Genomic DNA, 19,757 nt, shown 5'->3' with positions numbered 1-19,757 from the left:
CTATCGCAATTGATGTGAATGGCGATCTGAAATGGCCGGGCAGTTAACTCACCCGGCCATGCCCGTTGGCTGGATCAGCCGTGCTTCTCGCTATCCATATGCGCCAGCTGCGCTGCCGGATAACGCTCACCGGCGGCGGCATCGGCGGGGATGGCATTCTCGATTTGTGCGAGATCGGCGGCGCTCAGCGGTACATCCAGCGCGGCCAATGATTCGGCCAGACGTTCACGCCGGCGGGCACCCACCAGTGGCACGATATCCTCGCCACGCGCCAGCACCCAGGCAATGGCAATCTGCGCCACGGTGACGCCTTTGGCTTGCGCAATGCCACGCAGCGTATCTACCAGTGCCAGGTTGTGGACCAGGTTGTCGCCCGAAAAACGTGGGCTCACGCCGCGGAAATCACCCTTTTGCAGTGACCGTTCTGGCGTCCAGTGACCACTGATCAAGCCGCGCGACAACACACCATAAGCCGTGATGCCAATGCCTAGTTCTCGGCAGGCGGGCAGAATGTCCGATTCCAGCGAGCGCGAGATCAGCGAGTATTCAATTTGCAGATCGGCAATGGGCGCTACTGCCGCAGCGCGGCGGATGGTTTGCGCGCCCACCTCAGACAAACCAATATGGCGGATGTAACCCGCTTTGACCAGATCGGCCATCGCGCCAATGGTTTCTTCAATCGGCACGGTCGGGTCCAGCCGGGCGGGGCGATAGATATCAATGTGATCCACACCCAGGCGCGTCAGCGTATAGGCGAGGAAATTCTTGATCGCCGCCGGGCGGGAGTCATAACCAGACCAGCCGCCCGCCGGATCACGCAGTGCGCCAAATTTGACGCTGATCTGTACCTGATCACGGTTTTTGCCTTGCAGCGCTTTGCCGATCAGCATTTCGTTGTGACCCATGCCGTAAAAATCACCGGTATCCAGCAAAACCACACCTGCGTCCATCGCGGCGTGAATGGTGGAGATACTTTCGGCCTCGTCCGCCGGGCCATACATGCCAGACATGCCCATGCAGCCCAGACCCAGCGCAGAGGTCAGCGGGCCGGTCTTACCAAGTTGTCGTGTTTGCATTGTCAAACTCCAGTCTCAAAACAGTGGATGGGCAGCGGCAGATATTTGTCGATGCCTCAGTGTAGTAACCCTGTGCTTGCGTTTGATGATTCTCTGTTGGGGCAGAGGCCAGCGCGTTGGAGTGCATTGTTATTGATCGCGATACCTGGATAAATACCGCAAAACTGGATTTATTATCCGAATGTAAATAACAATTAATGTATCAACCTCTCAGAGCTCAGCAATGGATCGCATTCAGGCCATGCAGGTTTTTCTTAAAGTGGCCGAGTTTGGCAGCTTCACCAAAGCGGCGGACTGGCTGCATTTGCCGCGCGCTACGGTCAGCAATGCCATTCAGTCTCTGGAAAAACGTCTTGGCGCGCAGTTATTCCAGCGCACCACACGCCGGGTCAGTTTGACGCAGGAAGGCTTGTTATATCAGGAGCGCTGCACCCGGCTGGTGGCCGAACTCGAGGAGACCGAAACCTTGTTCAGTGGCGCCACGCAGCAACCCACGGGCGTTGTTCAGGTGGATATGCCCGAGCGCATGGCGCGGTTTGAGGTGATTCCACACCTGCCGGATTTCTTCGCTCGTTATCCGGATATCCAGCTGCGTTTTGGCGCGTCGGACCGGTTTGTCGATCTGGTCGGCGAGGGTGTGGACTGCGCCGTGCGCGTGGGGCCGCTGGCCGATTCCACATTGATGGCCCGCCGCGTTGGCATGATCGAGCAAATCAACTGCGCCTCGCGTAGTTATCTGGAACAGTACGGCACGCCTCAAACGCTGGCGGATCTGGCTTCGCATCTGGCGGTGAATTTTCATTCCAGCCGCGCCGGGCGCGATCTGGATTGGGAATACTTCGTGGCCGGCGAGCCGCGCACGCTGCGGATGCGCAGCCTGATCTCGGTTAGTAGCTCGGAGGCCTATGTGGCTTGTTGCCAGGCCGGGCTGGGGCTGATTCAAGCGCCGCACGCAGGTTTACAGGAGCTGTTGGCCAGCGGCGAGTTACAGGAAGTCTTGCCGCAATATCGGGCGGCGCCGCTGCCGGTTTCCGTGGTCTATGCTCAAAACCGGCGCTTGTCCGCCCGTGTTCGGGTGTTTGTGGATTGGGTGGCGGATATTCTGCTGGCCACTTCACGCTAGCAAAGATTTGCGCGGATGAAATTGTCTGGATTGTCGCCGTTTGTCGGTGAATAAGTCGTACTGTCACGTGCTCAGCATTCATTTGGCATAATCCGCGCATTATAAAATGCTGATACAACCAGGATTCCCCATGCCGCACTCTTTGCAGGGTCGTGTTGCCACGGCTGTTGCTGCGATTTTACTTCCGGTTATTTTGGGAGGCGCACTGCTGTTTGCCTTGAACGAGAGCGATCGCGTTCATCAACAAACCGATGCCCAAGCTGAACAGGCCGCCCAAAACGCAGTCGATCAACTGCAGTTGACCAACGACCAGATGCAAGCGCGGGTTCAGGCCTCCATGAAGCTGCTCAAGTCGCGCGGTATAGCGACGGGCGTTCCCGCCGCCGGGCCTGCGGTGGCAGTCAAAGACAAACAAGTCCCCGAATTACTGTTAGGTACGCAGCCGCAAGCCAATCATTTTGAGCTGGTCGATGGCCTGTTCGACATCATGGGCGGCACCGCCACGTTGTTCTCCCGTTCCGGTGAAGACTTCGTGCGCGTGTCTACCAACGTCAAAAAGGACGGCGTGCGTGCCATTGGCACCATGCTTGATCCAAAGGGCCGTGCCATCGCTGCCATCCGCCAGGGCCAGCCGTTTTATGGGCAGGTGGATATTCTGGGCAACCCGTATATCACCGGCTATGAACCGATTCGCGATGCCGCCAATGCGGTGATCGGCATTTGGTATGTCGGTTACAAAGTGGATCTGACGCCGCTGCAAACCACGGTCGGGCGCACGCGTCTGCTGCAAAGTGGTTTTGTGGCGGTGGTCGATGACAAAGGCAAAGTGCGCTTTCATTCCTCTGGGGTAGACGACGCCACGGCGCAGCAAGTGATCGAAAGTACGCCTGCGGGTTGGGCCAAGGTCGAGCGCCCGTTTGATGCCTGGCAATTCAAAGTGGTGGCGATGTGGCCGGAATCTGAGGTCAACCAGATCGCCCGTCAGCGCGCATTGGTGATTGGTGCCAGTGCAGTGCTGGTGGCGGTCTTGCTGCTGTTGGTATTGCTGGCGTTATTGCGGCATCTGGTACTCAAGCCATTGGGCGGTGAGCCGGAACTGGCTGTTCGTGCGGCACAGGCCATTGCCGACGGTGATTTGTCGTTTCCGCTGAAGATCAGCAATGCAGCGCCAGGCAGCATGCTGGTAGCCATGTCGCGAATGCGCGATGCGCTGCGGGCCATGATTGAAGAAATCCAGCAAGAAGCGCGCGGGGTGAACGAGATTGCCGCCCGCTTTAAAGCGACGTCCCGGCAGATCGCCGAGGGCTCGGCCCGCCAGAGTGATGCCACGACGACCATGGCAGCGGCGCTGGAAGAACTGACCGTGAGTGTGAATCATATTGCGGCCAGTGCGCAGACGGCGCTGGAAAGCACGGACGAAAGCGCGGCGTTGTCGCGTCAAGGCGGCCAGGTGATCGCCCGCACCGTGACGGAAATCCAGGGCGTGGCGAATCAGGTTGATGAAACCGCCAAAGTGATTGAAGCCACTGCGCAGCAAACCGGCGCGATTGCCAGCGTGGTGCAGGTGATTCGTGAAGTGGCCGATCAAACCAACTTGCTGGCGCTGAACGCGGCCATTGAAGCCGCGCGCGCCGGAGAACAAGGCCGTGGCTTTGCGGTGGTCGCGGACGAAGTACGCAAGCTGGCCGAGCGTACAGCGCAATCAACCCAGGAAATCAGTCGCACCATCGAAGCCGTCCAGACCAGTGCCAACGACACGTCCAGGAACATCCAGATGACGCAATCACGGGTGACGCAGGGCGTGGATATGGCGAATGAGGCAGGCGAAGCCATCCGCCGGATTGAAGGTGCATCCAGTGAGGTATTGCGGGTGACGCGTGAGATTACCGGCGCACTGCGCGAGCAAAGCCAGGCCAGCAATGAGATTGCCACCAACGTGGAACGTGTGACGCAGATGATCGTGCAGAACGAAGCCGCGTCGCGCGAGGCGGCGGCGGAGGCAGAAGAAATGCATCAGGTGGCAAGCAACCTGAATACCACGCTGGGGCGTTTCAGGCTCTAGCGCGTTGTCAGCGGCGGCCGGTTTGTGGCCGCGCCAGAAACACAAAAGACCGGGTCAAACCGGTCTTTTGCATTCAAGCCTTATACCGCAGACCAGCTCTTGCCCAGCGGATTGAAGGTTGGCTTCTGGCCGCCCCACAATTGTTCCAGGTCGTAGTAGTCGCGTACTGGCGGCAGCATCACGTGCACGACCAGATCACCCGCGTCGACCAGTACCCATTCGCCGGAGTCTTCGCCTTCGGTGCTGACGATCTCAAAACCCTTGGCCTTGAGCTCAACACTGACGTTGTTGGCCAGGGCGCGAACCTGGCGGTTTGATTCGCCAGTGGCGACGATCATGCAATCAAAAAGATCGGTGAGCTGCGTGGTATCCAGGACCAGGATTTCTTTGCCCTTGATATCTTCCAGTGCCGCTACGGCAACTTCGCGCATCTGCTGTGTGTGTTCGTTCATGCATCCATATCCTGCGGTGACCGACGGAACCGGCAAACAAGTCTGACTGACGTTTGCCCATCCGGCGGTAAAGCCGCTTCAAGTTAGGTAAAGCCCGGACTGCCGAATGGCTTCGGCGACCGGAGTCAGGCCGTTGATATCTTCACCGCGCGCGAGTTTTTCGCGCAGATCGGTAGCAGAAAACGGCATGAGCGGAGTTGGCAGGATGCTGATCCTGCCTTTGCCCAACGCGTCGGTTTGCGCTGGCACTTCGCGGGATTGCAATACCCGCGTGAGTTCTTCAGAAAGCTTAGTCCAATCGTAGCCGGGACGTGCGGCAATCACCATATGACCGGCTTCAAGCAGGTCGGTCCAGCGCTGCCAGGTGGTCAGGTGGTGGAACGAATCTGCCCCGATCAACCACACCAGCAAGGTATCCGGCAGAGCCTGTTGCAACTCGGCCAAGGTATCTACCGTATAACAGTAGCCGTCGCGGCGCACCTCCCGGTCGTCGGCTGTCAGCCCGGATTCGCCAGCCAGGGCTTGTTTCACCCAGTCAAAACGTTGCTGCGGCGAAACCGGTGGGACCGGTCGATGCGGTGGCAAACCGGTGGGGATCAGCCGTACTTCGGGCAAGACGAACGTATCGCGCAAGGCCCGGGCCAGGATCAGGTGGCCATTGTGAATCGGGTCAAAGGTGCCGCCGAAAATACCCAAAGTGGCTTTCGGCGGCATGGCTATATCAGGGGTACTCAAACGCGGACTTCTCCGTTACCGAGCACAATCCATTTTTCGCTGGTCAGGCCATCGAGCCCAACCGGGCCGCGGGCGTGGATTTTGTCGGTGGAGATACCAATCTCTGCACCCAGCCCGTATTCAAAACCATCGGCAAAACGGGTTGAGGCGTTGACCATCACCGAAGCCGAATCCACTTCACGCAAGAAACGGCGCGCTTTGGAGTAGTTTTCGGTGACGATGGCGTCGGTATGGTGCGAACCATAAGTGTTGATATGGTCCATCGCCGCATCCAGATCGTTCACGATCTTGATCGACAGAATCGGCGCCAGGTATTCGGTGCGCCAGTCGTCTTCAGTAGCCGGAATCGCGTCAGGCAGGATATCGCGCGTTGCTGCACAACCGCGCAGTTCTACGCCCTTGGCGCGATAAATATCAGCCAGCGGCGGCAGAATGGCTTGCGCCACTTTGGCGTTCACCAGCAGCGTTTCCATGGTGTTGCAGGGCGCGTAACGATGCGTTTTGGCGTTATCGGCAATGCGGATGGCTTTGTCGGCATCTGCTTCTTCATCGATATAAACGTGGCAGATGCCATCCAGATGCTTGATCACCGGCACGCGGGCATCTTTGGCCACGCGCTCAATCAGACCCTTGCCGCCACGCGGCACGATCACATCCACGAATTCGGTCATGGTGATCAGCTCGCCCACCGCAGCGCGATCTGGTGTTTCGATAATCTGTACGGCGGTTTCCGGCAAACCGGCCACGGCCAGGCCTTCTTTCACCAGTTTGGCAATCGCCTGGTTGCAGTGGAACGCCTCGCGCCCACCGCGCAGGATGGTAGCGTTGCCGGATTTGATGCACAGCCCGGCCGCATCAGCGGTGACGTTGGGGCGGGCTTCATAAATGATGCCAACCACGCCCAGCGGCACACGCATCTTGCCGACCTGAATGCCGGAAGGCTGATATTTGAAATCGCCCATCTCGCCCACCGGATCACGCAAAGAGGCGATCTGACGCAAGCCTTCGGCCATGGTGCGGATGGTTTTTTCAGTCAGTTGCAGACGATCGAGCAGGGCAGGTTCAAGGCCATCAGCGCGGGCTTGTTCCATATCCTGGTTATTGGCGGCGATCAGCAACGCAGCATCGCGTTCAACAGCGGTGGCAATTGCTTCCAGGGCAGCATTTTTGGCGCGGGTGTCAGCCTTGGCCATGGCGCGACTGGCCTGGCGTGCTTTACGACCAACATCCTGCATGTATGCCTGAATATCCATCTTCTGCTCGAAAATCAAGGGAATAGCATGTCATTGTAGCGAAATGGCATGCTGCTGTCCGCTCCGGCTGCTGCTGGCTTAACGTTGCGGCAGTACCGGCATTTGCAACACGGTAACGCCAACGTTGTCGGCGATCTTGCGATTGAACCAGTCTGGCGCCGAACTTTGCACGCCAATCAGCAACGGGCCGTGAGCTGTTTCCACCCAGATGGGCGAGCCGCTGTCGCCAGACAAGGTGTCGCAGCGGTGATAAATCGTGTTGTTGCTACGTAGCTTGGTGATGCTGCAACCACGATGCGCAGTGAGCGCGTCGTCGTGGTCTTCGGCAAAACCAGCCTGGGTGACCGTGAACTTGCTTTGCTTGAGCAGCGCTTCAAGCTCAGCGCGATTGCCGCTGAAAGCGGGGATAGGCTGCGGCGCGGTGCCATCAACCAGCTCCAGTTTCAGGATGGCCATATCGTAGGGCGCGGCGGCAGGCATGATGTAGACATCATCACCTTTGTATTTCAGCCCGGCTTGAAAGCGGGGATTAAAAATCTGGCTGACCACGCGATAACGGGCGGTGTATTTGCCTTTGTTAAAACCCGCGAGGAACCAGCGGCCCGGATCAACGGTGCGGCCTTCCATCAAAAAACAATGCGCAGCGGTAACGGCGGTAGTGGGGGAAATTAGTGTCGCGGTGCATTCGCTTTGTTTTTCGGTCTGCAATACGCCAATCGCATTAAACGGCGCAGCATACGGCGCGGGAATAAACACGCGGTCATCGTGACCAAAAAACAGCGCCTTGCGTTCTTGCTCAGGGTTGGCGTGAGCCAAAGCGGCGGCAAAAGAGAGCAGAACGATTAACCACTTCATGAGAAACCTCGAAAACCAGTCCAACTAAACCAGGGAAATAGCGCTGACCCCATGTCAGGCTTTGTGCCTAGGTGGCAGACGCCTGGCACGCCGGGTAGTTCAAAAACAAAAACGGGGACAGAAGTCCCCGTTTTTGTTGGTATTACCGGAGCCAATTACTTAGCTGCGGATGCCTTCACTGCGGAAGCAGCGGAAGCCTTGTGCTTTTTAGCTTGAGCTTTTTGGGCTGCGGAAGCTGCCGAAGCCTTGTGCTTCTTGGCTTGAGCCTTTTGCGCTACGGAAGCAGCAGAAGCCTTCTTGGCTTGTGCTTTTTGTACCGAGGAAGCTGCGGAAGCTTTCTTGGCTTGAGCCTTTTGTGCTACGGAAGCAGCGGAAGCCTTCTTCGCTTGAGCTTTTTGCTCGGTAGCGCCGGAAGCCTTCTTGTGAGCGTGTTTTTCAACCTTCACCGATTTAACGGTGGAAGCAGGAGCGTCAGCAGCAACGCCAAAAGCAGCGGCGCCGGCAAACATGGTAGCGACGAGAGCAGCAACCAACTTGTTCATGGTGTTTCTCCAACAATATTTTGAGGAATGCGGGACACGTGTGTTTCGTGTTGGAGTGGATTATTGAGAATTGCGAGCGTGCGGTCAGTGCGGGGATGGTTGCGTGTTGTAACTGAATGTACTTCGGCGGTGCATGAATCGTTCTTTTTGTTATTAGCCGCACCAGCGTGGGGCTGGTTTTTCCTTACAATTCAAAGGGCTGATGGGGTGGCATCAGCCCTTTAACTTACAGTTTATCGGCGTCTTTCATGTTCGTTGGCCAGAACAACAAGGCGCGAGCCCCGCCCAACGGTGAGGTTTCTATGCGCAAATTGCCGCCGTGCCCGCGCATGACCATGGCCACAATCGCCAAACCCAGGCCATATCCGCCCGTAGTCCGGTTGCGGCTGCTTTCCAGTCGCTCGAACGGCTGCAACAAACGTTCGCGTTCTGCTTCGGGAATTCCGGGGCCGTTGTCGTCCACCATCAGGCGCGCTACGCCGTCGGACCAGGTCAATACCACCTGGATTTTGCCGCCACCATAGCGGCGGGCGTTGCTGATCAGATTACCCAGCACGCGCGACAGATAATAGCTATCGGCCGACATCAGCGGCGCACGCATACCGGTGGCGTTTTCCAGTGGCACCGGCGTGCCGCCGACGGCCAGTTCAGTCAGCTGGCGCTCCAGCCACGGCAGCATTTCAATGGGCTGGACTTCCAGCTTGAGTTGCGAGCGTTCCAGTTTGCGCAGCGTGAGCCATTCTTCGACCAGCTGATCGATCTGTTCCAGATCGCGCTCCATACCTGCGGCTTGCGAGTCCGTTTCAGCGCCGGCTTTGAGCGCTTCCAGCCGATAACGCATGCGGGCCAGTGGTGTACGCAGATCGTGCGAGATGGCGTCGATCATTTGCTGGCGGCTGGCGGTCAGCTCTTGCACGTCGTGCGCCATGCGGTTGAAGGTGGAGCCCAGTGTCGACAGCGGCGAGTTCTCGGAAAGCTCGGCGCGCACTTGAAAGTCACCGCTGCCCATTTTGCGACTCTGGCGAATCAGCGAGCGCAAATCACGATAGAACGGTCGCAGCCATAACCACGTGGGCAAGCCCAGCGCCGCGCACATCAGCAGCAAACCGAGAATGTCGGGCCAGGAAATATTGTCCAGCCGGTTCAGATACGGCACCGGTCCCAGCACGACAATCAGTTGGGTGTCCGGAATGCGGTGCAGATAGATGTCTTCATCTTCCAGCAAAATGATGTCGCCATCGGCCAGTGCCTTGCGGTTGGGCGTACTCAAGGTATAGGCATCGAGTTGCTCGATCTCGACCGGTACCGGCAGCTTGCCACGTAAACGGCTGATTTCGCTATGCCAGATCGATTGCGGCAAATCGCCCAGTTCTTCTTCCACAATGCTGATGGTGGTCTGGAAGATATCGGTGAGGTAATGCTGGTTGATGCGCTCGATCATGTGCTTGTACAGGCCGCCGATGATTAACGCCGAGGCCAGAAAACACAGCACAACCGTGAGATAGAAACGCAAAAAAAGCTGGCGCATTGCAAAACCCGCCGGGAAAGAACGCCGGGAACGGCGCAGGGTTAAAGTCAGACGTGTCAGGCGATGGCGACGTGGGCGGGCAGACATGGTCAGTCACGGCGCTCCGGCAGGGATGCCACGCCCGCGCAGGACCGGGTGAGGTCGGATCCTGGCGCCGGGGGGGCATCCGGTTCACTTCCTGGCAGCAGGCCTTATTCTTGCCACCAGATGTCGGTCGCAAACAAATAGCCTTTATGGCGAATGGTCTTGATCTTGCGTGGCTCGATCGGATCATCTGCCAGTTTCTTGCGCAAACGCGAAATCGCCACGTCCACACTGCGATCAAGCCCGTCGTATTCAATCCCGCGCAAACGCTTGAGCAAATGATCGCGCGAGAGGATTTCCCCAGCGTGGCTGGCCAGCTCCCACAACAAGTCAAAGTCACCGGTCGACAGGTGCAGCGGCTCGGTGCGGTAAGTTGCAGTGCGGTTGCGCGAATCAATGATCAGATGACCAAAGTTGGTGGTCGTGCGGTCATCTTTGGCGGCGCTGATGGTCGGGGTGACGGTGCCGGTGGACTGACGTAGATGCGCTTTGATGCGAGCCACTAGTACCGACGGCGGCGTGGTCTTGACCACGTAGTCGGTGGCGCCGATCTCAAACCCCAGAATCTGGTTCATGTCGCTATTGAGCGAGGTCAGAATCACAATTGGGCCAGTGTAGAACTCGCGCAGTTCGCGGCAGATGGTCATGCCGTCTTTGCCGGGCAGCATCAGGTCCAGCAAAATCAGTGTGGGTGGGTTGGCGCGCACGTTTTCGATCACGTGGTTACCGTCAGCCAGGTGTTCTACTTCAAATTCAAAGTTCTTCAGGAAACTGCCGATCAAACCGGCCAGTTCCAGATCATCCTCAACGAACAGAATGCGTTGGGTCATCGATTACTCCGAATCCACTCATCAGTTAATACGTTATTAAAAATGGCCACGATGATCAGCCGGCGCGCAGTTGGGCGAGTACCGCTTCGCGCAGCGCCGGGATATCGGTCGGGCAGGTGTCGAAGGCATAACGGATGAACCTGCCATTGCGGTGGACATCCATCCCGTCAAAATCTACGCCGATGAGTGATACCTCACTTTGTGGGGCCAGTTCACTCAACAGCGCGTGTTCGTCTTCCAGCGATAAAACCGGTGCAGCTTGCCACTGTTCGGTGTTGCTCCAGCCCATGCGCCCGAACCCGGCAATGTAGCGCAGAACCTCTACCTGCAAGCGCCAGACCGAAAAGTCCCCCAACGCCAGAAATTGCGCTGCCTGTGGCTGATACCGCTGGAGTCGCGCCATAAGCAAGGGCGTGGCGGCAACCGGCTGCGCAATGCCGACCAGCGTGACACGCTCGGCAGCAACGGCGTCGTCGGTGCTGTCATATACCAGCAGACTGGACCTGCCATCGGCCAGCAGGTTCTGGGTATGTTCGGCCAGACGACTGATCACAAACAGTGGACTGGCCGTTTCATCGCAGGCGTAGGGCAGCCAGGACGCATACGGAAACCCGGCCAGCTGGGCTGATTGCGTTGCCAGCGCGCCTTCGCGACTGCGGCGTAATAACTTGCGGGCCGACGGCACCCACTCGGGGGCCGCGTTCGCGGCATGGGACATGACAGCCAGCTATTGTTTTGGGAATATGTCGATTGTAGCGGCAGCCGCCGCCGCGCGTCCTTTTTATGGGGCCGCAATCTGCACACTTTGTGAGCCCAGCGGGCTGGAGCAACTGAAAATGACCGTACGTACGGTGCTGAAAATGGGAACGCCGAGCCTGCAGGAGCCATCGCTGCCGGTTGCGGCCTTTGATACCCCTGAACTGCATATGTTGATCGAAGACCTGTTCGACACCATGCATGCCTATAACGGCGTGGGCATCGCCGCCCCGCAGATTGGCGTTAACTTGCAGGTGGTGATTTTTGGTTTTGAAGCCAGCCCGCGTTACCCCGACGCCAAGCCGGTGCCGCAAACCATACTGATTAATCCGGTCATTACGCCGCTGAGCGATGAGGAAGAGTCTGGCTGGGAGGGTTGCTTGTCCGTGCCTGGTTTGCGTGGTGAAGTGCCACGTTATACCCGCATCCGCTATCAAGGGTTCGACGAGCACGGTCACGCCATCGACCGCATTGCCGAAGGCTTCCACGCCCGCGTGGTGCAGCATGAATGTGATCATCTGTGGGGTGTGTTGTACCCGCAGCGTATCCGGGACATGACGCGCTTTGGTTTTCTGGACGTATTGTTTCCGGATCTGACCGATGCGCCGGATGATTGATTGAACGGTGTTGCGACAATGCTCAACGCCGAAAACAAAAAAGCCCTGCAACTGCAGGGCTTTTTATTGCGCGTCACCACACGGTGCCGGGCATTTGACTCAACAATAATTACTCAACGATCAGGGTCAGGTCGCGTACAGATTCAACGCTCTGGTTGCCCGGGCCCCAGCACACTTTGGCCTTGTTGCCCTTCTGGAACATCACGATGCCATCAACTGCTTCTGGCTTGCTGACGGTCGCTACGCGGTTCACGCGGGTGTTGCGTTCAAATTGTGCGGACTTGCCGAAGAAAGGGATGCTGATTGCCATGATGTTTCTCTCCAGAGAACTGATTGAATTTTGATGACGTCAGTATAACTGTTTCGTAGTTATACTACGTAGTAATTATTTACGGAATGTACACGTAACAACTACATGGTGCTCAGTGCTCTGGAGTGGCTTTGATTGTACTTATATCATTGTTTTTAAATAACTAAATATAAAATCATGCTTTCTTTTGCATCACCAAACAATCATGTTTTTGTCATAATCGTGTAGTTTTAGTTCTTGTTTTGTACGTAGTCCATGAAGAATTTAATGCGTTTTCATGCATTAGTACGGTTTTACACTTGCTGGGCGTAGCCGACTTGTGGGCGCGGATGATCAATATCTGCGTGTCACAGCAGATGTTGATCAACGGGTTGGGCAAGTTTCGGGGGCCAAGGAGCATAGCTCGGTGCAGGGCTGGCCCGGCAGGGGCAATAAAAAAACCGCAGCAAGCTGCGGTTTTTTTCAAGCAAATCTAATCGGAAGGATTAGATGGCGCGGATGGCACCAGCTTGCAGACCCTTAGGGCCGTTCTTTACTTCGAACTCAACGCGTTGGTTTTCTTTCAGCGTCTTGAAGCCTTGACCGGTGATTTCGGAGAAGTGCGCGAACAGGTCGTCGCCGCCGTTATCAGGGGTGATGAAGCCGAAGCCCTTGGTGTCGTTAAACCATTTAACAGTACCGGTAGTAGTAGACATGCTACGTTCCTTTGAAACAATTTTTTAAAAATGGGCTGAAAGCCCGGTGGTGCATACGATCAGGAAACGTACCGGAAACTCTGGCAAAACGCCTACAAGGGCAAAGCAGGGTAAACCGTGGTCATGCTGAATCGAGAAGTGCAAGGCCGCACCATACACAGGTTTTTTTTTACTGTCGATAGCTACAAATGATTTTCGACAAGTGGCGCAGGGCCATGATTGGTGCGGGCTGCGTGGCAATTCTGCCTGTTTTGCGTTAGTCGTTTGCCGCCAGCTTTAGCGATAGCCGCTCGCCGGCAAGTTGCCTTGACTGTCGGAGTCGCCGCCCCGGTAAACAGCAAAGGCCTGATTCAGAGTGCTGGCAATTCTCGCAGCGCTTTTAGCCAACTGGTGCCGCAAAACGGGGGCCATGGCGTCGGCGTAGGCCAGCGGCACATCATTCGTCACGCCAGCGGTGCGCTGCGGACAAGTGAACCCGCCTGGCAACTCGCCATACGCCAGTGCGCGTGCCAGAGCGTTGGATTCATCGGCCCAGTCTTGGGGCGTACCCGCTGCCCACGCCGCCAGTTGCGGCGCGAAATCACTTAACAATTGATCGGCAAAAGCAGCTTCACTGGTGCCACGCAACAGCCGCTTGAGCATGACGCTGTCCCACAAGGCATGCAGATTGGTCGGGCGACCCGCAAAGGTCACTTGTTCGTCATTGCCGCCACGGTCGGCATTGTTGGCCGCGTGTAGTGGTTGGCTTATATCGGCAGCCAGGTGAATGACAATGCGCAAAGCGAGCTGTTTCGCCTCGCGCGTGGCTGCGGAATCACTCAAGGTAGCGCTCTCGCGGCGCAAGGTATCAGTCGCGCATTGGCCGTTCGGACAGTAGCTACTGTAATCAGCGGTGCTACAAAGAGGGATGTCGTCGTAATGCCACTGCGCGGAGCCCGGGTGACTAAGGGCGAGAGCAGCGCGGTTACGATCCAGCCAGGTTGTCGCATCAGCCAGATTGTCGGAGCCCAGCAGGTCACGTACCGCAGCCCGGCTCTGTGGCGTAAGCAGGTTCCATGCGGCCAGTCCGGTAATGCGGTGGCCTTGGGCTCCCCACGCCAGGGCCGGCTGGTTTACAAGACAAAGCATCAAGCTGGCCAAAGCAAGGAGCCAGGGGAAGGGGCGGTGTTTCTTGCTTGTTCTCATATAAATGTTCGCAAGGGATTGTGCAAACTTGTAATTAGAACGCTGTTGGCTACGTAATTTTTTTGTTTTCAAGCAAGGTATTTGGCAGGCATTCTCCGGTTATCCGTGCGAAATTACGCCAAAAGTTAACCATTGGGCTTGAAATTGCCAAAAGCCGTGGGCCGGGTGTCCAGAAAGTCGCCGCTTCAGCTTGCCGTTGCCCGGCAACTGACTGCGTTGCGTAACCAGCCAGCGCACCGCTTGATACCAGATTCGCTACTTATATTGAAGATTCGGGGAACACCATGAGCATCGCTACAGAACCAGGAAAGCCGCATCGTATTGTCATTGTTGGTGGAGGTGCAGGCGGACTGGAGTTGGCAACCCGGCTTGGCCACAACCTGGGCCGCACGCATAAGGCCAAGGTGACGCTGGTAGATGGATCGCCGACGCATATCTGGAAACCACTCCTGCATGAGGTCGCAACCGGCGCGCTCAATACCGGCGAGGATGAAGTGAACTACTTCGCCCACGCTCATCGCCACGGCTACGAGTTTGAATTCGGCTTCATGAGCGATCTGGATCGGGAAGAGAAAACCATCCGGCTTGATGCGGTGCGCGATGAGGATGATGGCACGGTGCTGACCGGCCCACGCTTGATCCCCTACGACACGCTGGTTCTGGCGGTAGGCGCCATCTGTAATGACTTTGGTACACCAGGTGTGCAGGAAAACTGCATGCAACTGAATACCCCGACCGAAGCCGACCGCCTGCGCAAACGCATTTTGGGTCAGTCGTTTATTGTTGGTACCGCCAACGACCCACTGCGTGAGCTACGGATATCCATCATTGGTGCGGGCCCGACCGGTGTGGAATTGGCGGCGGAGATTCATCATGCGGTGACGGAAGCGCATAACTACGGCTCGCATCTGGCCCCGGCCCAACTGCGCATCAACATCATTGAAGCTGCGCCGCGTATTTTGTCGGGTGCGCCGGAATCGCTGTCTTTATATGCCACGACTGAGCTGGAGCGCCGTCATATTTCGGTGCTCACCAACAGCAAAGTGGCGCAAGTGAACCCGGACAGCGTGTCGCTGGCGGATGGCCGGATCATTCCGTCGGACATCATCGTCTGGGCCGCCGGGGTGAAGGCCGCGCCGTGGTTATCGACGCTGGGTTTGCAAACCAACCGCAACGGCCAGATCGAAGTGACTTCGGTCATGCAAACCGTGACCGACAAACATATCTTTGCCATTGGCGATTGCGCGTTTGCGACCGACGGTGAAGGTGGTCCGCCGCTGAACGCGACGGCGCAAGTGGCTCACCAGCAGGCGCGCTGGCTGGCACAAATGCTGGAGCAATATTTTGAAGGGCGCGAAGTGGCGCCGTTCCGCTTCAAGCCGCAGGGCATCATGGTGTCGCTGGGCAAGAGCACGGCGGTAGGCAGTCTGGCCGCGGTGGTCGGGCCCAAGCGCGATTATTACGTGGAAGGGCTGGGCGCCAAGCTGATTTACTCTTCGCTGTACCGCATGCACCAAGCCGCGTTGCACGGCTGGTTTATGGCTACTTTGCTGTATCTGGGTGACAAGCTGCGCCGTATCGCCAACCCGGCGCTCAAGCTGCACTAAGCAGTGGGCGTGTGCCATATCGCGTTGGGCAGTCAGAAGCCACTCGCGTTTGGTACAGGCAAAAAAAACGCCGACCTATCGAGGCGGCGTTATAAACAGAGGATGGAAACGAAACCGCGCGGCGTGGTAACACGTCGCGCAATACGAATCCTCTGCTTGCCTGCACCGACGGTCATTATCGCGATCTAATTATTGACTGTTTAATAAAATTGTGATTTTTGGTTTGTCGTCCCCACTTCCTGTCTTTTATTGCGTATTTCAGCGCACACTGACCAATGGCAATTGGCAGCATGCCCCCTTTCTTCGGTAAGATTTGGTGTTTTTCCCGTGAGTGATATCGCATGGCGCAAGTTGGCGTAGTCATGGGCAGCAATAGCGACTGGGACGTCATGCGTCAGGCCGCCGAGCAGCTCAAAGCATTTGGCATCGAGTTTGAATGCAAAGTGGTCTCGGCGCACCGTACGCCGGATCTGATGTTTGAATACGCAGAAACCGCCAGGTCGCGCGGGCTGAAATGCATCATTGCCGGTGCTGGTGGCGCCGCCCATTTGCCGGGCATGATTGCAGCAAAGACAACGGTTCCAGTGCTGGGCGTGCCCGTGCCATCCAAGTATTTGCGCGGCGAAGACTCTTTATTGTCTATCGTTCAAATGCCTAAAGGTGTGCCGGTCGCCACCTTTGCCATTGGCGAGGCCGGTGCGGCCAATGCGGGCCTGTTTGCGGTGGCCATCCTAGCTGCTGAAAACCCTGAACTGGCCGAGAAACTGGCTCAGTTCCGCATGCGCCAGGAACGTACCGTGCTGGATATGACGCTGCCAGAGGTATGAATCAGGATGAGTTGGCACGCTACCAAGCCGTCGTTTCCGGCGGCTGGTGGCGCTGTGTGCTGTGGCGTGGCGTAGTGTGTTGGGGTGTTCCGACCAGTGCGCTGTTGTATTTAGTGCGTACGCTAAATGGTATTAGCAAAGACCCTATTTCAGGGCTGTTACACACGTTTCCATTGGGTTTGACGGCCGGTTTTGTCTATGGACTGGCCTTATGGGGCTTTGCGCAGTTGCAAATCCTCAAAGCAAAACGAGAAAAGGACTGAAAATAATGGCGATCAAGCCGATTCTTCCACCCGCGATGTTGGGTATTCTGGGTGGTGGCCAGCTTGGCCGCATGTTTACAGTCGCTGCCAAAACCATGGGCTATCAAGTCACCGTGCTTGATCCGGACCCACATTCCCCCGCGGCAGACTTCGCCGACATCCACATTGCGCGTCCGTACACTGATCCGCAAGCGCTGGCGCAACTGGCACAAACCTGTGCCGCCATCACCACCGAATTCGAGAACGTCAACGCCGACAGCATGCGCTGGCTGGCACAGCAAGGCGTGCCGGTCAGCCCATCGGGTGAATCAGTCGCCATTGCGCAAGATCGCATCGCCGAGAAAACCTTTATTCGTGGTGCGGGTCTGGATACCGCGCCATTTCTGGCCGTGAATAACGCGGGTGATCTGGCGGGTGATTTGTCACCATACTTGCCCGGTATTCTGAAAACCGCGCGTATGGGCTACGACGGCAAAGGCCAGGTCCGCGTCAACAGCGCTGAAGAAGCGCGCCTCGCCATGTCGAACATGAAGCATCAGGCCTGCGTGCTGGAGAAAATGCTGCCGCTGGTGGCAGAGGTTTCGGCCATTGTCACCCGTACCTGTGCCGGCGAAGCAGCGTGCTTCCCGGTGGCGGAAAACCAGCATGTTAATGGCATTCTGGATATCTCGATTGTCCCGGCGCGCATCAGCCAGGCCTTGCTCGACAAGGCGCGCAGCATGGCGCTGCAACTGGTAGAAAAACTCGATTATGTCGGCGTGCTGGCGGTCGAGTTCTTTGTGCTGGAAGGCGATCGTCTGGTGATCAACGAAATGGCGCCGCGCCCGCATAACTCCGGTCACTACACGCTGGACGCCACCGTCACCAGCCAGTTTGAACAGCAAGTGCGCGCCATGTGCGGCTTGTATCCTGGCCGCCCGGATTTACTGCGCCCGGTGGTCATGGTCAACTTGCTGGGCGATAGCTGGGGCGAGAACAACGCCGAGCCGCATTGGGAAGTACTGCTGACCGCACCCAATACCAAGCTGCATTTGTACGGCAAGAAAGAAGCGCGCATTGGCCGCAAGATGGGTCACTTCAACGTGCTGGCCGACACGCCCGACGCCGCACTGGAACAAGCCGTGGCCATCAAGGACACGCTGTGACAGAGACCACCGCAGCATGGCTTGAGCGCTATGTTGCGGTGCTGGCACCGGCAGCTGATCCGCTGCGAGCCCCACAAATGGTCGCGTATATGCGCGGCCATTTTGTATATCTGGGTGTCGCAACGCCGCAGCGGCGCATCCTGACCAAACCGCTAGAGAAAGAAGCGCGCCAAGCGTTGGCCGAGGCGGCTTTGCTTGATCTGGCCGATGCGTTGTGGGCGCAAACCGAGCGCGAATACCAATACGCCGCTTGTGATCTGCTGGCCGCCTGCGCAAAAGCGCTCACGCCCGTCGCCTTACCGCGTCTGCTGGCGCTGGTGGTGGCCAAGTCCTGGTGGGATTCGGTCGATACGCTGGCGGGCCGCATCATTGGTACTCTGGTGTTGCGCCATCCAGAGCTCATCCCGCAAATCGATCAACTGGTACTCGCCGAGAACCTGTGGCTGCGCCGTACCGCCATCATTTATCAGTTGCACTGGAAAGCCAGCACCGACGTATCACGGTTGTTTCACGCCTGCCTGGCCAATGCGGCCGATACCGATTTCTTTATCCGCAAAGCCATAGGCTGGGGTCTGCGCGAACACGCGTGGACTGATCCGGATATCATCCGGGCGTTTGTGCAGCAGCATGCGGAGCGGTTATCACCGTTGTCGATTCGCGAAGCCAGCAAGCACCTCTAGCCGAGCGCCCTCGCTGGGCGTCACTAGCCGCACCGGGCCTGGCGTGGCACGATGCCGGTTCACCTTTGCCCAGTGCCCGCCATGTATATTCCCAGCCATTTTTCGGTCACCGAGACTCAATCCATCCACGACTTTGTGCGGGCGCACGCCTTTGCCACCGTCATCAGTACGGTCGATGGCATGCCTTACGCCAGTCATGTGCCACTGGTTTTGCATACCGGTGCTGACGGTGATCGACTGCAAGGCCACGTGGCACGGATCAATCCACACTGGCAGGCCTGGTCTGACGATGCGCAGGTTCTGGTGATTTTCCGTGGGCCGCACGGATATGTTTCGCCAACCTGGTACGCCGCTGGCCCAGCTGTACCAACGTGGAATTACATGGCGGTGCATGCCACGGGAACGGTGAGCTTGCTGGATGATCCGGCATCTACCCTGGCGGCGCTTATTGGCAGTTACGAAGCCGCGCCGCTGTCTGCCGAGCTGATGCCGCCGGCTTATGTCGAAAAGCTGTCCGCGCATATCGTGGCGTTCGAGATTCGGGTCGACCGGTGGGAAGGCAAGTCCAAACTCTCGCAGAATCGCCCCCAGGTAGATCAAGCCAAAGTGGCACGTGCGCTGGCTGCACGCGGTGAAGCGGAACTGGCTCATGCCATGCAAACGGCCGACGCACCTGCTGCGGCTACCGGTTTGAATCACCTGACACTGGCCGTGGGTGATGTGAATCGCGCGGTGCGGTTTTATGTGGCTGGCCTGGGCGCGCAATTGCATGCGCAGTGGGATGGCGGCGCGTATCTCACCGTCGGCGCGCAATGGCTGTGTTTGTCACTAGACCCGGCGCGAATTCATTCAGCCAGCCCGGATTACACACATATCGCGTTTGGCGTTGCCGCTGCGCAATTTGCCGAACTGAGCCAGCGCGTGCTGGCCTGTGGCGCTCGGGAGTGGAAGGCGAATCGCAGCGAGGGTGAATCGTTCTACTTTCTGGACCCGGATGGGCATCAACTGGAACTGCATGTGGGCGATCTCGCCAGCCGTCTTGCGGCCTGCCGGAACAAGCCTTATGCCGGGATGATTTTCTCCTGAGGTTCATGCCGTCAAACTGTGCTCTCCCAAAAAAAGGCGGCCCCAT

At 57.5% G+C, this 19,757-nt stretch carries 21 protein-coding genes and 1 pseudogene; 10 read left to right on the top strand and 12 right to left on the bottom strand.

Going from position 1 to position 19,757, the window contains the following annotated elements; translation table 11 throughout:
• Positions 1-74 precede the first annotated feature (74 nt).
• Positions 75-1,076 carry an aldo/keto reductase gene (locus P4L78_RS19125; RefSeq protein ID WP_309329944.1) on the bottom strand — a complete coding sequence of 334 codons (1,002 nt, stop codon included), beginning with the start codon at positions 1,074-1,076 and terminating at the stop codon, positions 75-77.
• Positions 1,077-1,299: 223 nt separating this feature from the next.
• On the opposite strand from P4L78_RS19125, the gene P4L78_RS19120 reads away from it, so the two are divergent.
• Entirely contained in the window at positions 1,300-2,199 is a 900-nt protein-coding gene (locus P4L78_RS19120) for a LysR family transcriptional regulator (protein WP_309329942.1), read from the top strand.
• Positions 2,200-2,329: 130 nt separating this feature from the next.
• The gene (locus P4L78_RS19115) at positions 2,330-4,261 is read left to right on the top strand and encodes a Cache 3/Cache 2 fusion domain-containing protein (RefSeq protein ID WP_309329940.1); all 1,932 of its coding nucleotides are present in this window, start codon (positions 2,330-2,332) and stop codon (positions 4,259-4,261) included.
• 80 nt (positions 4,262-4,341) lie between these two features.
• Here the strand turns inward: P4L78_RS19115 and rsfS are convergent, their stop codons facing one another.
• From rsfS to P4L78_RS19075, 8 genes are all read right to left on the bottom strand, one after another.
• Positions 4,342-4,713, bottom strand: a complete 372-nt coding sequence (gene rsfS, locus P4L78_RS19110) for a ribosome silencing factor (protein WP_309329938.1) — start codon at positions 4,711-4,713, stop codon at positions 4,342-4,344.
• Positions 4,714-4,791: 78 nt separating this feature from the next.
• Entirely contained in the window at positions 4,792-5,448 is a 657-nt protein-coding gene (gene nadD / locus P4L78_RS19105) for a nicotinate-nucleotide adenylyltransferase (protein ID WP_309329936.1), read from the bottom strand.
• The gene (locus P4L78_RS19100; protein WP_309329934.1) at positions 5,445-6,701 is read right to left on the bottom strand and encodes a glutamate-5-semialdehyde dehydrogenase; all 1,257 of its coding nucleotides are present in this window, start codon (positions 6,699-6,701) and stop codon (positions 5,445-5,447) included. The genes nadD and P4L78_RS19100 overlap by 4 nt, the downstream gene beginning before the upstream one ends.
• A 78-nt stretch (positions 6,702-6,779) precedes the next feature.
• On the bottom strand, positions 6,780-7,556 hold the full coding sequence (locus P4L78_RS19095) for a serine protease (protein WP_283151145.1): 777 nt from the start codon (positions 7,554-7,556) through the stop codon (positions 6,780-6,782).
• Positions 7,557-7,711: 155 nt separating this feature from the next.
• Positions 7,712-8,098 carry a hypothetical protein gene (locus P4L78_RS19090; RefSeq protein WP_309329931.1) on the bottom strand — a complete coding sequence of 129 codons (387 nt, stop codon included), beginning with the start codon at positions 8,096-8,098 and terminating at the stop codon, positions 7,712-7,714.
• 226 nt (positions 8,099-8,324) lie between these two features.
• Positions 8,325-9,626, bottom strand: coding sequence for an ATP-binding protein (locus tag P4L78_RS19085; protein WP_309329929.1), 1,302 nt, complete (start codon positions 9,624-9,626; stop codon positions 8,325-8,327).
• Between the two features lie 191 nt (positions 9,627-9,817).
• Positions 9,818-10,540 (bottom strand): two-component system response regulator RstA, encoded by a 723-nt coding sequence (gene rstA / locus P4L78_RS19080; protein ID WP_309329927.1) that lies wholly within the window; start codon positions 10,538-10,540, stop codon positions 9,818-9,820.
• Between the two features lie 55 nt (positions 10,541-10,595).
• A complete protein-coding gene (locus tag P4L78_RS19075) occupies positions 10,596-11,258 on the bottom strand; it encodes a pyridoxamine 5'-phosphate oxidase family protein (protein WP_309329925.1) in 663 nt (220 codons plus the stop codon).
• Between the two features lie 118 nt (positions 11,259-11,376).
• Between P4L78_RS19075 and def the strand changes: the two genes are divergently transcribed.
• Complete coding sequence (gene def / locus P4L78_RS19070; RefSeq protein WP_309329923.1) at positions 11,377-11,913, top strand: peptide deformylase; 537 nt, start codon at positions 11,377-11,379, stop codon at positions 11,911-11,913.
• Positions 11,914-12,022: 109 nt separating this feature from the next.
• Here the strand turns inward: def and P4L78_RS19065 are convergent, their stop codons facing one another.
• The 3 genes from P4L78_RS19065 to P4L78_RS19055 all read right to left on the bottom strand — a co-directional run bounded on the left by P4L78_RS19065 (position 12,023) and on the right by P4L78_RS19055 (position 14,046).
• Positions 12,023-12,223 (bottom strand): hypothetical protein, encoded by a 201-nt coding sequence (locus P4L78_RS19065; protein ID WP_283151139.1) that lies wholly within the window; start codon positions 12,221-12,223, stop codon positions 12,023-12,025.
• 485 nt (positions 12,224-12,708) lie between these two features.
• Positions 12,709-12,918 carry a cold-shock protein gene (locus P4L78_RS19060; protein WP_283151138.1) on the bottom strand — a complete coding sequence of 70 codons (210 nt, stop codon included), beginning with the start codon at positions 12,916-12,918 and terminating at the stop codon, positions 12,709-12,711.
• 276 nt (positions 12,919-13,194) lie between these two features.
• Positions 13,195-14,046, bottom strand: a complete 852-nt coding sequence (locus tag P4L78_RS19055; protein ID WP_309329921.1) for a S1/P1 nuclease — start codon at positions 14,044-14,046, stop codon at positions 13,195-13,197.
• A gap of 341 nt (positions 14,047-14,387) precedes the next feature.
• On the opposite strand from P4L78_RS19055, the gene P4L78_RS19050 reads away from it, so the two are divergent.
• The 7 genes and pseudogenes from P4L78_RS19050 to P4L78_RS19020 all read left to right on the top strand — a co-directional run bounded on the left by P4L78_RS19050 (position 14,388) and on the right by P4L78_RS19020 (position 19,711).
• The gene (locus tag P4L78_RS19050) at positions 14,388-15,710 is read left to right on the top strand and encodes an NAD(P)/FAD-dependent oxidoreductase (RefSeq protein WP_283151136.1); all 1,323 of its coding nucleotides are present in this window, start codon (positions 14,388-14,390) and stop codon (positions 15,708-15,710) included.
• 341 nt (positions 15,711-16,051) lie between these two features.
• Positions 16,052-16,537 (top strand): 5-(carboxyamino)imidazole ribonucleotide mutase, encoded by a 486-nt coding sequence (purE, locus tag P4L78_RS19045; protein WP_309329918.1) that lies wholly within the window; start codon positions 16,052-16,054, stop codon positions 16,535-16,537.
• A complete protein-coding gene (locus P4L78_RS19040) occupies positions 16,534-16,800 on the top strand; it encodes a hypothetical protein (RefSeq protein WP_283151134.1) in 267 nt (88 codons plus the stop codon). Before purE ends, P4L78_RS19040 begins: the two co-directional genes overlap by 4 nt.
• 5 nt (positions 16,801-16,805) lie before the next feature.
• Positions 16,806-17,945 (top strand): 5-(carboxyamino)imidazole ribonucleotide synthase, encoded by a 1,140-nt coding sequence (locus P4L78_RS19035; protein ID WP_309329916.1) that lies wholly within the window; start codon positions 16,806-16,808, stop codon positions 17,943-17,945.
• Positions 17,942-18,625, top strand: coding sequence for a DNA alkylation repair protein (locus tag P4L78_RS19030; RefSeq protein WP_309329914.1), 684 nt, complete (start codon positions 17,942-17,944; stop codon positions 18,623-18,625). Before P4L78_RS19035 ends, P4L78_RS19030 begins: the two co-directional genes overlap by 4 nt.
• Before the next feature lie 51 nt (positions 18,626-18,676).
• A pseudogene (locus P4L78_RS19025) lies at positions 18,677-19,165 on the top strand (FMN-binding negative transcriptional regulator); the annotation flags it as partial.
• Between the two features lie 114 nt (positions 19,166-19,279).
• Positions 19,280-19,711, top strand: coding sequence for a VOC family protein (locus P4L78_RS19020; RefSeq protein WP_283151423.1), 432 nt, complete (start codon positions 19,280-19,282; stop codon positions 19,709-19,711).
• Positions 19,712-19,757 lie beyond the last annotated feature (46 nt).

Origin of the sequence: Silvimonas sp. (genome assembly GCF_031291215.1) — a bacterium.
Classification (GTDB): Bacteria; Pseudomonadota; Gammaproteobacteria; order Burkholderiales; family Chitinibacteraceae; genus Silvimonas; species Silvimonas soli.
The sequence above is the reverse complement of the archived record's forward strand: the minus strand, read 5'-3'. Positions and strand labels throughout refer to the sequence as shown.

Coding starts and splice junctions, on each gene's coding strand:
- P4L78_RS19020 (WP_283151423.1), top strand. CDS start 19,280: ATGCAAACGGCCGACGCACCTGCTGCGGCTACCGGTTTGAATCACCTG.
- rsfS (WP_309329938.1), bottom strand. CDS start 4,713: ATGAACGAACACACACAGCAGATGCGCGAAGTTGCCGTAGCGGCACTG.
- P4L78_RS19040 (WP_283151134.1), top strand. CDS start 16,534: ATGAATCAGGATGAGTTGGCACGCTACCAAGCCGTCGTTTCCGGCGGC.
- P4L78_RS19050 (WP_283151136.1), top strand. CDS start 14,388: ATGAGCATCGCTACAGAACCAGGAAAGCCGCATCGTATTGTCATTGTT.
- P4L78_RS19100 (WP_309329934.1), bottom strand. CDS start 6,701: ATGGATATTCAGGCATACATGCAGGATGTTGGTCGTAAAGCACGCCAG.
- P4L78_RS19065 (WP_283151139.1), bottom strand. CDS start 12,223: ATGGCAATCAGCATCCCTTTCTTCGGCAAGTCCGCACAATTTGAACGC.
- P4L78_RS19085 (WP_309329929.1), bottom strand. CDS start 9,626: ATGCGCCAGCTTTTTTTGCGTTTCTATCTCACGGTTGTGCTGTGTTTT.
- P4L78_RS19120 (WP_309329942.1), top strand. CDS start 1,300: ATGGATCGCATTCAGGCCATGCAGGTTTTTCTTAAAGTGGCCGAGTTT.
- P4L78_RS19035 (WP_309329916.1), top strand. CDS start 16,806: ATGGCGATCAAGCCGATTCTTCCACCCGCGATGTTGGGTATTCTGGGT.
- P4L78_RS19055 (WP_309329921.1), bottom strand. CDS start 14,046: ATGCTTTGTCTTGTAAACCAGCCGGCCCTGGCGTGGGGAGCCCAAGGC.
- def (WP_309329923.1), top strand. CDS start 11,377: ATGACCGTACGTACGGTGCTGAAAATGGGAACGCCGAGCCTGCAGGAG.
- P4L78_RS19075 (WP_309329925.1), bottom strand. CDS start 11,258: ATGTCCCATGCCGCGAACGCGGCCCCCGAGTGGGTGCCGTCGGCCCGC.
- P4L78_RS19095 (WP_283151145.1), bottom strand. CDS start 7,556: ATGAAGTGGTTAATCGTTCTGCTCTCTTTTGCCGCCGCTTTGGCTCAC.
- purE (WP_309329918.1), top strand. CDS start 16,052: ATGGCGCAAGTTGGCGTAGTCATGGGCAGCAATAGCGACTGGGACGTC.
- P4L78_RS19125 (WP_309329944.1), bottom strand. CDS start 1,076: ATGCAAACACGACAACTTGGTAAGACCGGCCCGCTGACCTCTGCGCTG.
- P4L78_RS19115 (WP_309329940.1), top strand. CDS start 2,330: ATGCCGCACTCTTTGCAGGGTCGTGTTGCCACGGCTGTTGCTGCGATT.
- P4L78_RS19090 (WP_309329931.1), bottom strand. CDS start 8,098: ATGAACAAGTTGGTTGCTGCTCTCGTCGCTACCATGTTTGCCGGCGCC.
- rstA (WP_309329927.1), bottom strand. CDS start 10,540: ATGACCCAACGCATTCTGTTCGTTGAGGATGATCTGGAACTGGCCGGT.
- P4L78_RS19060 (WP_283151138.1), bottom strand. CDS start 12,918: ATGTCTACTACTACCGGTACTGTTAAATGGTTTAACGACACCAAGGGC.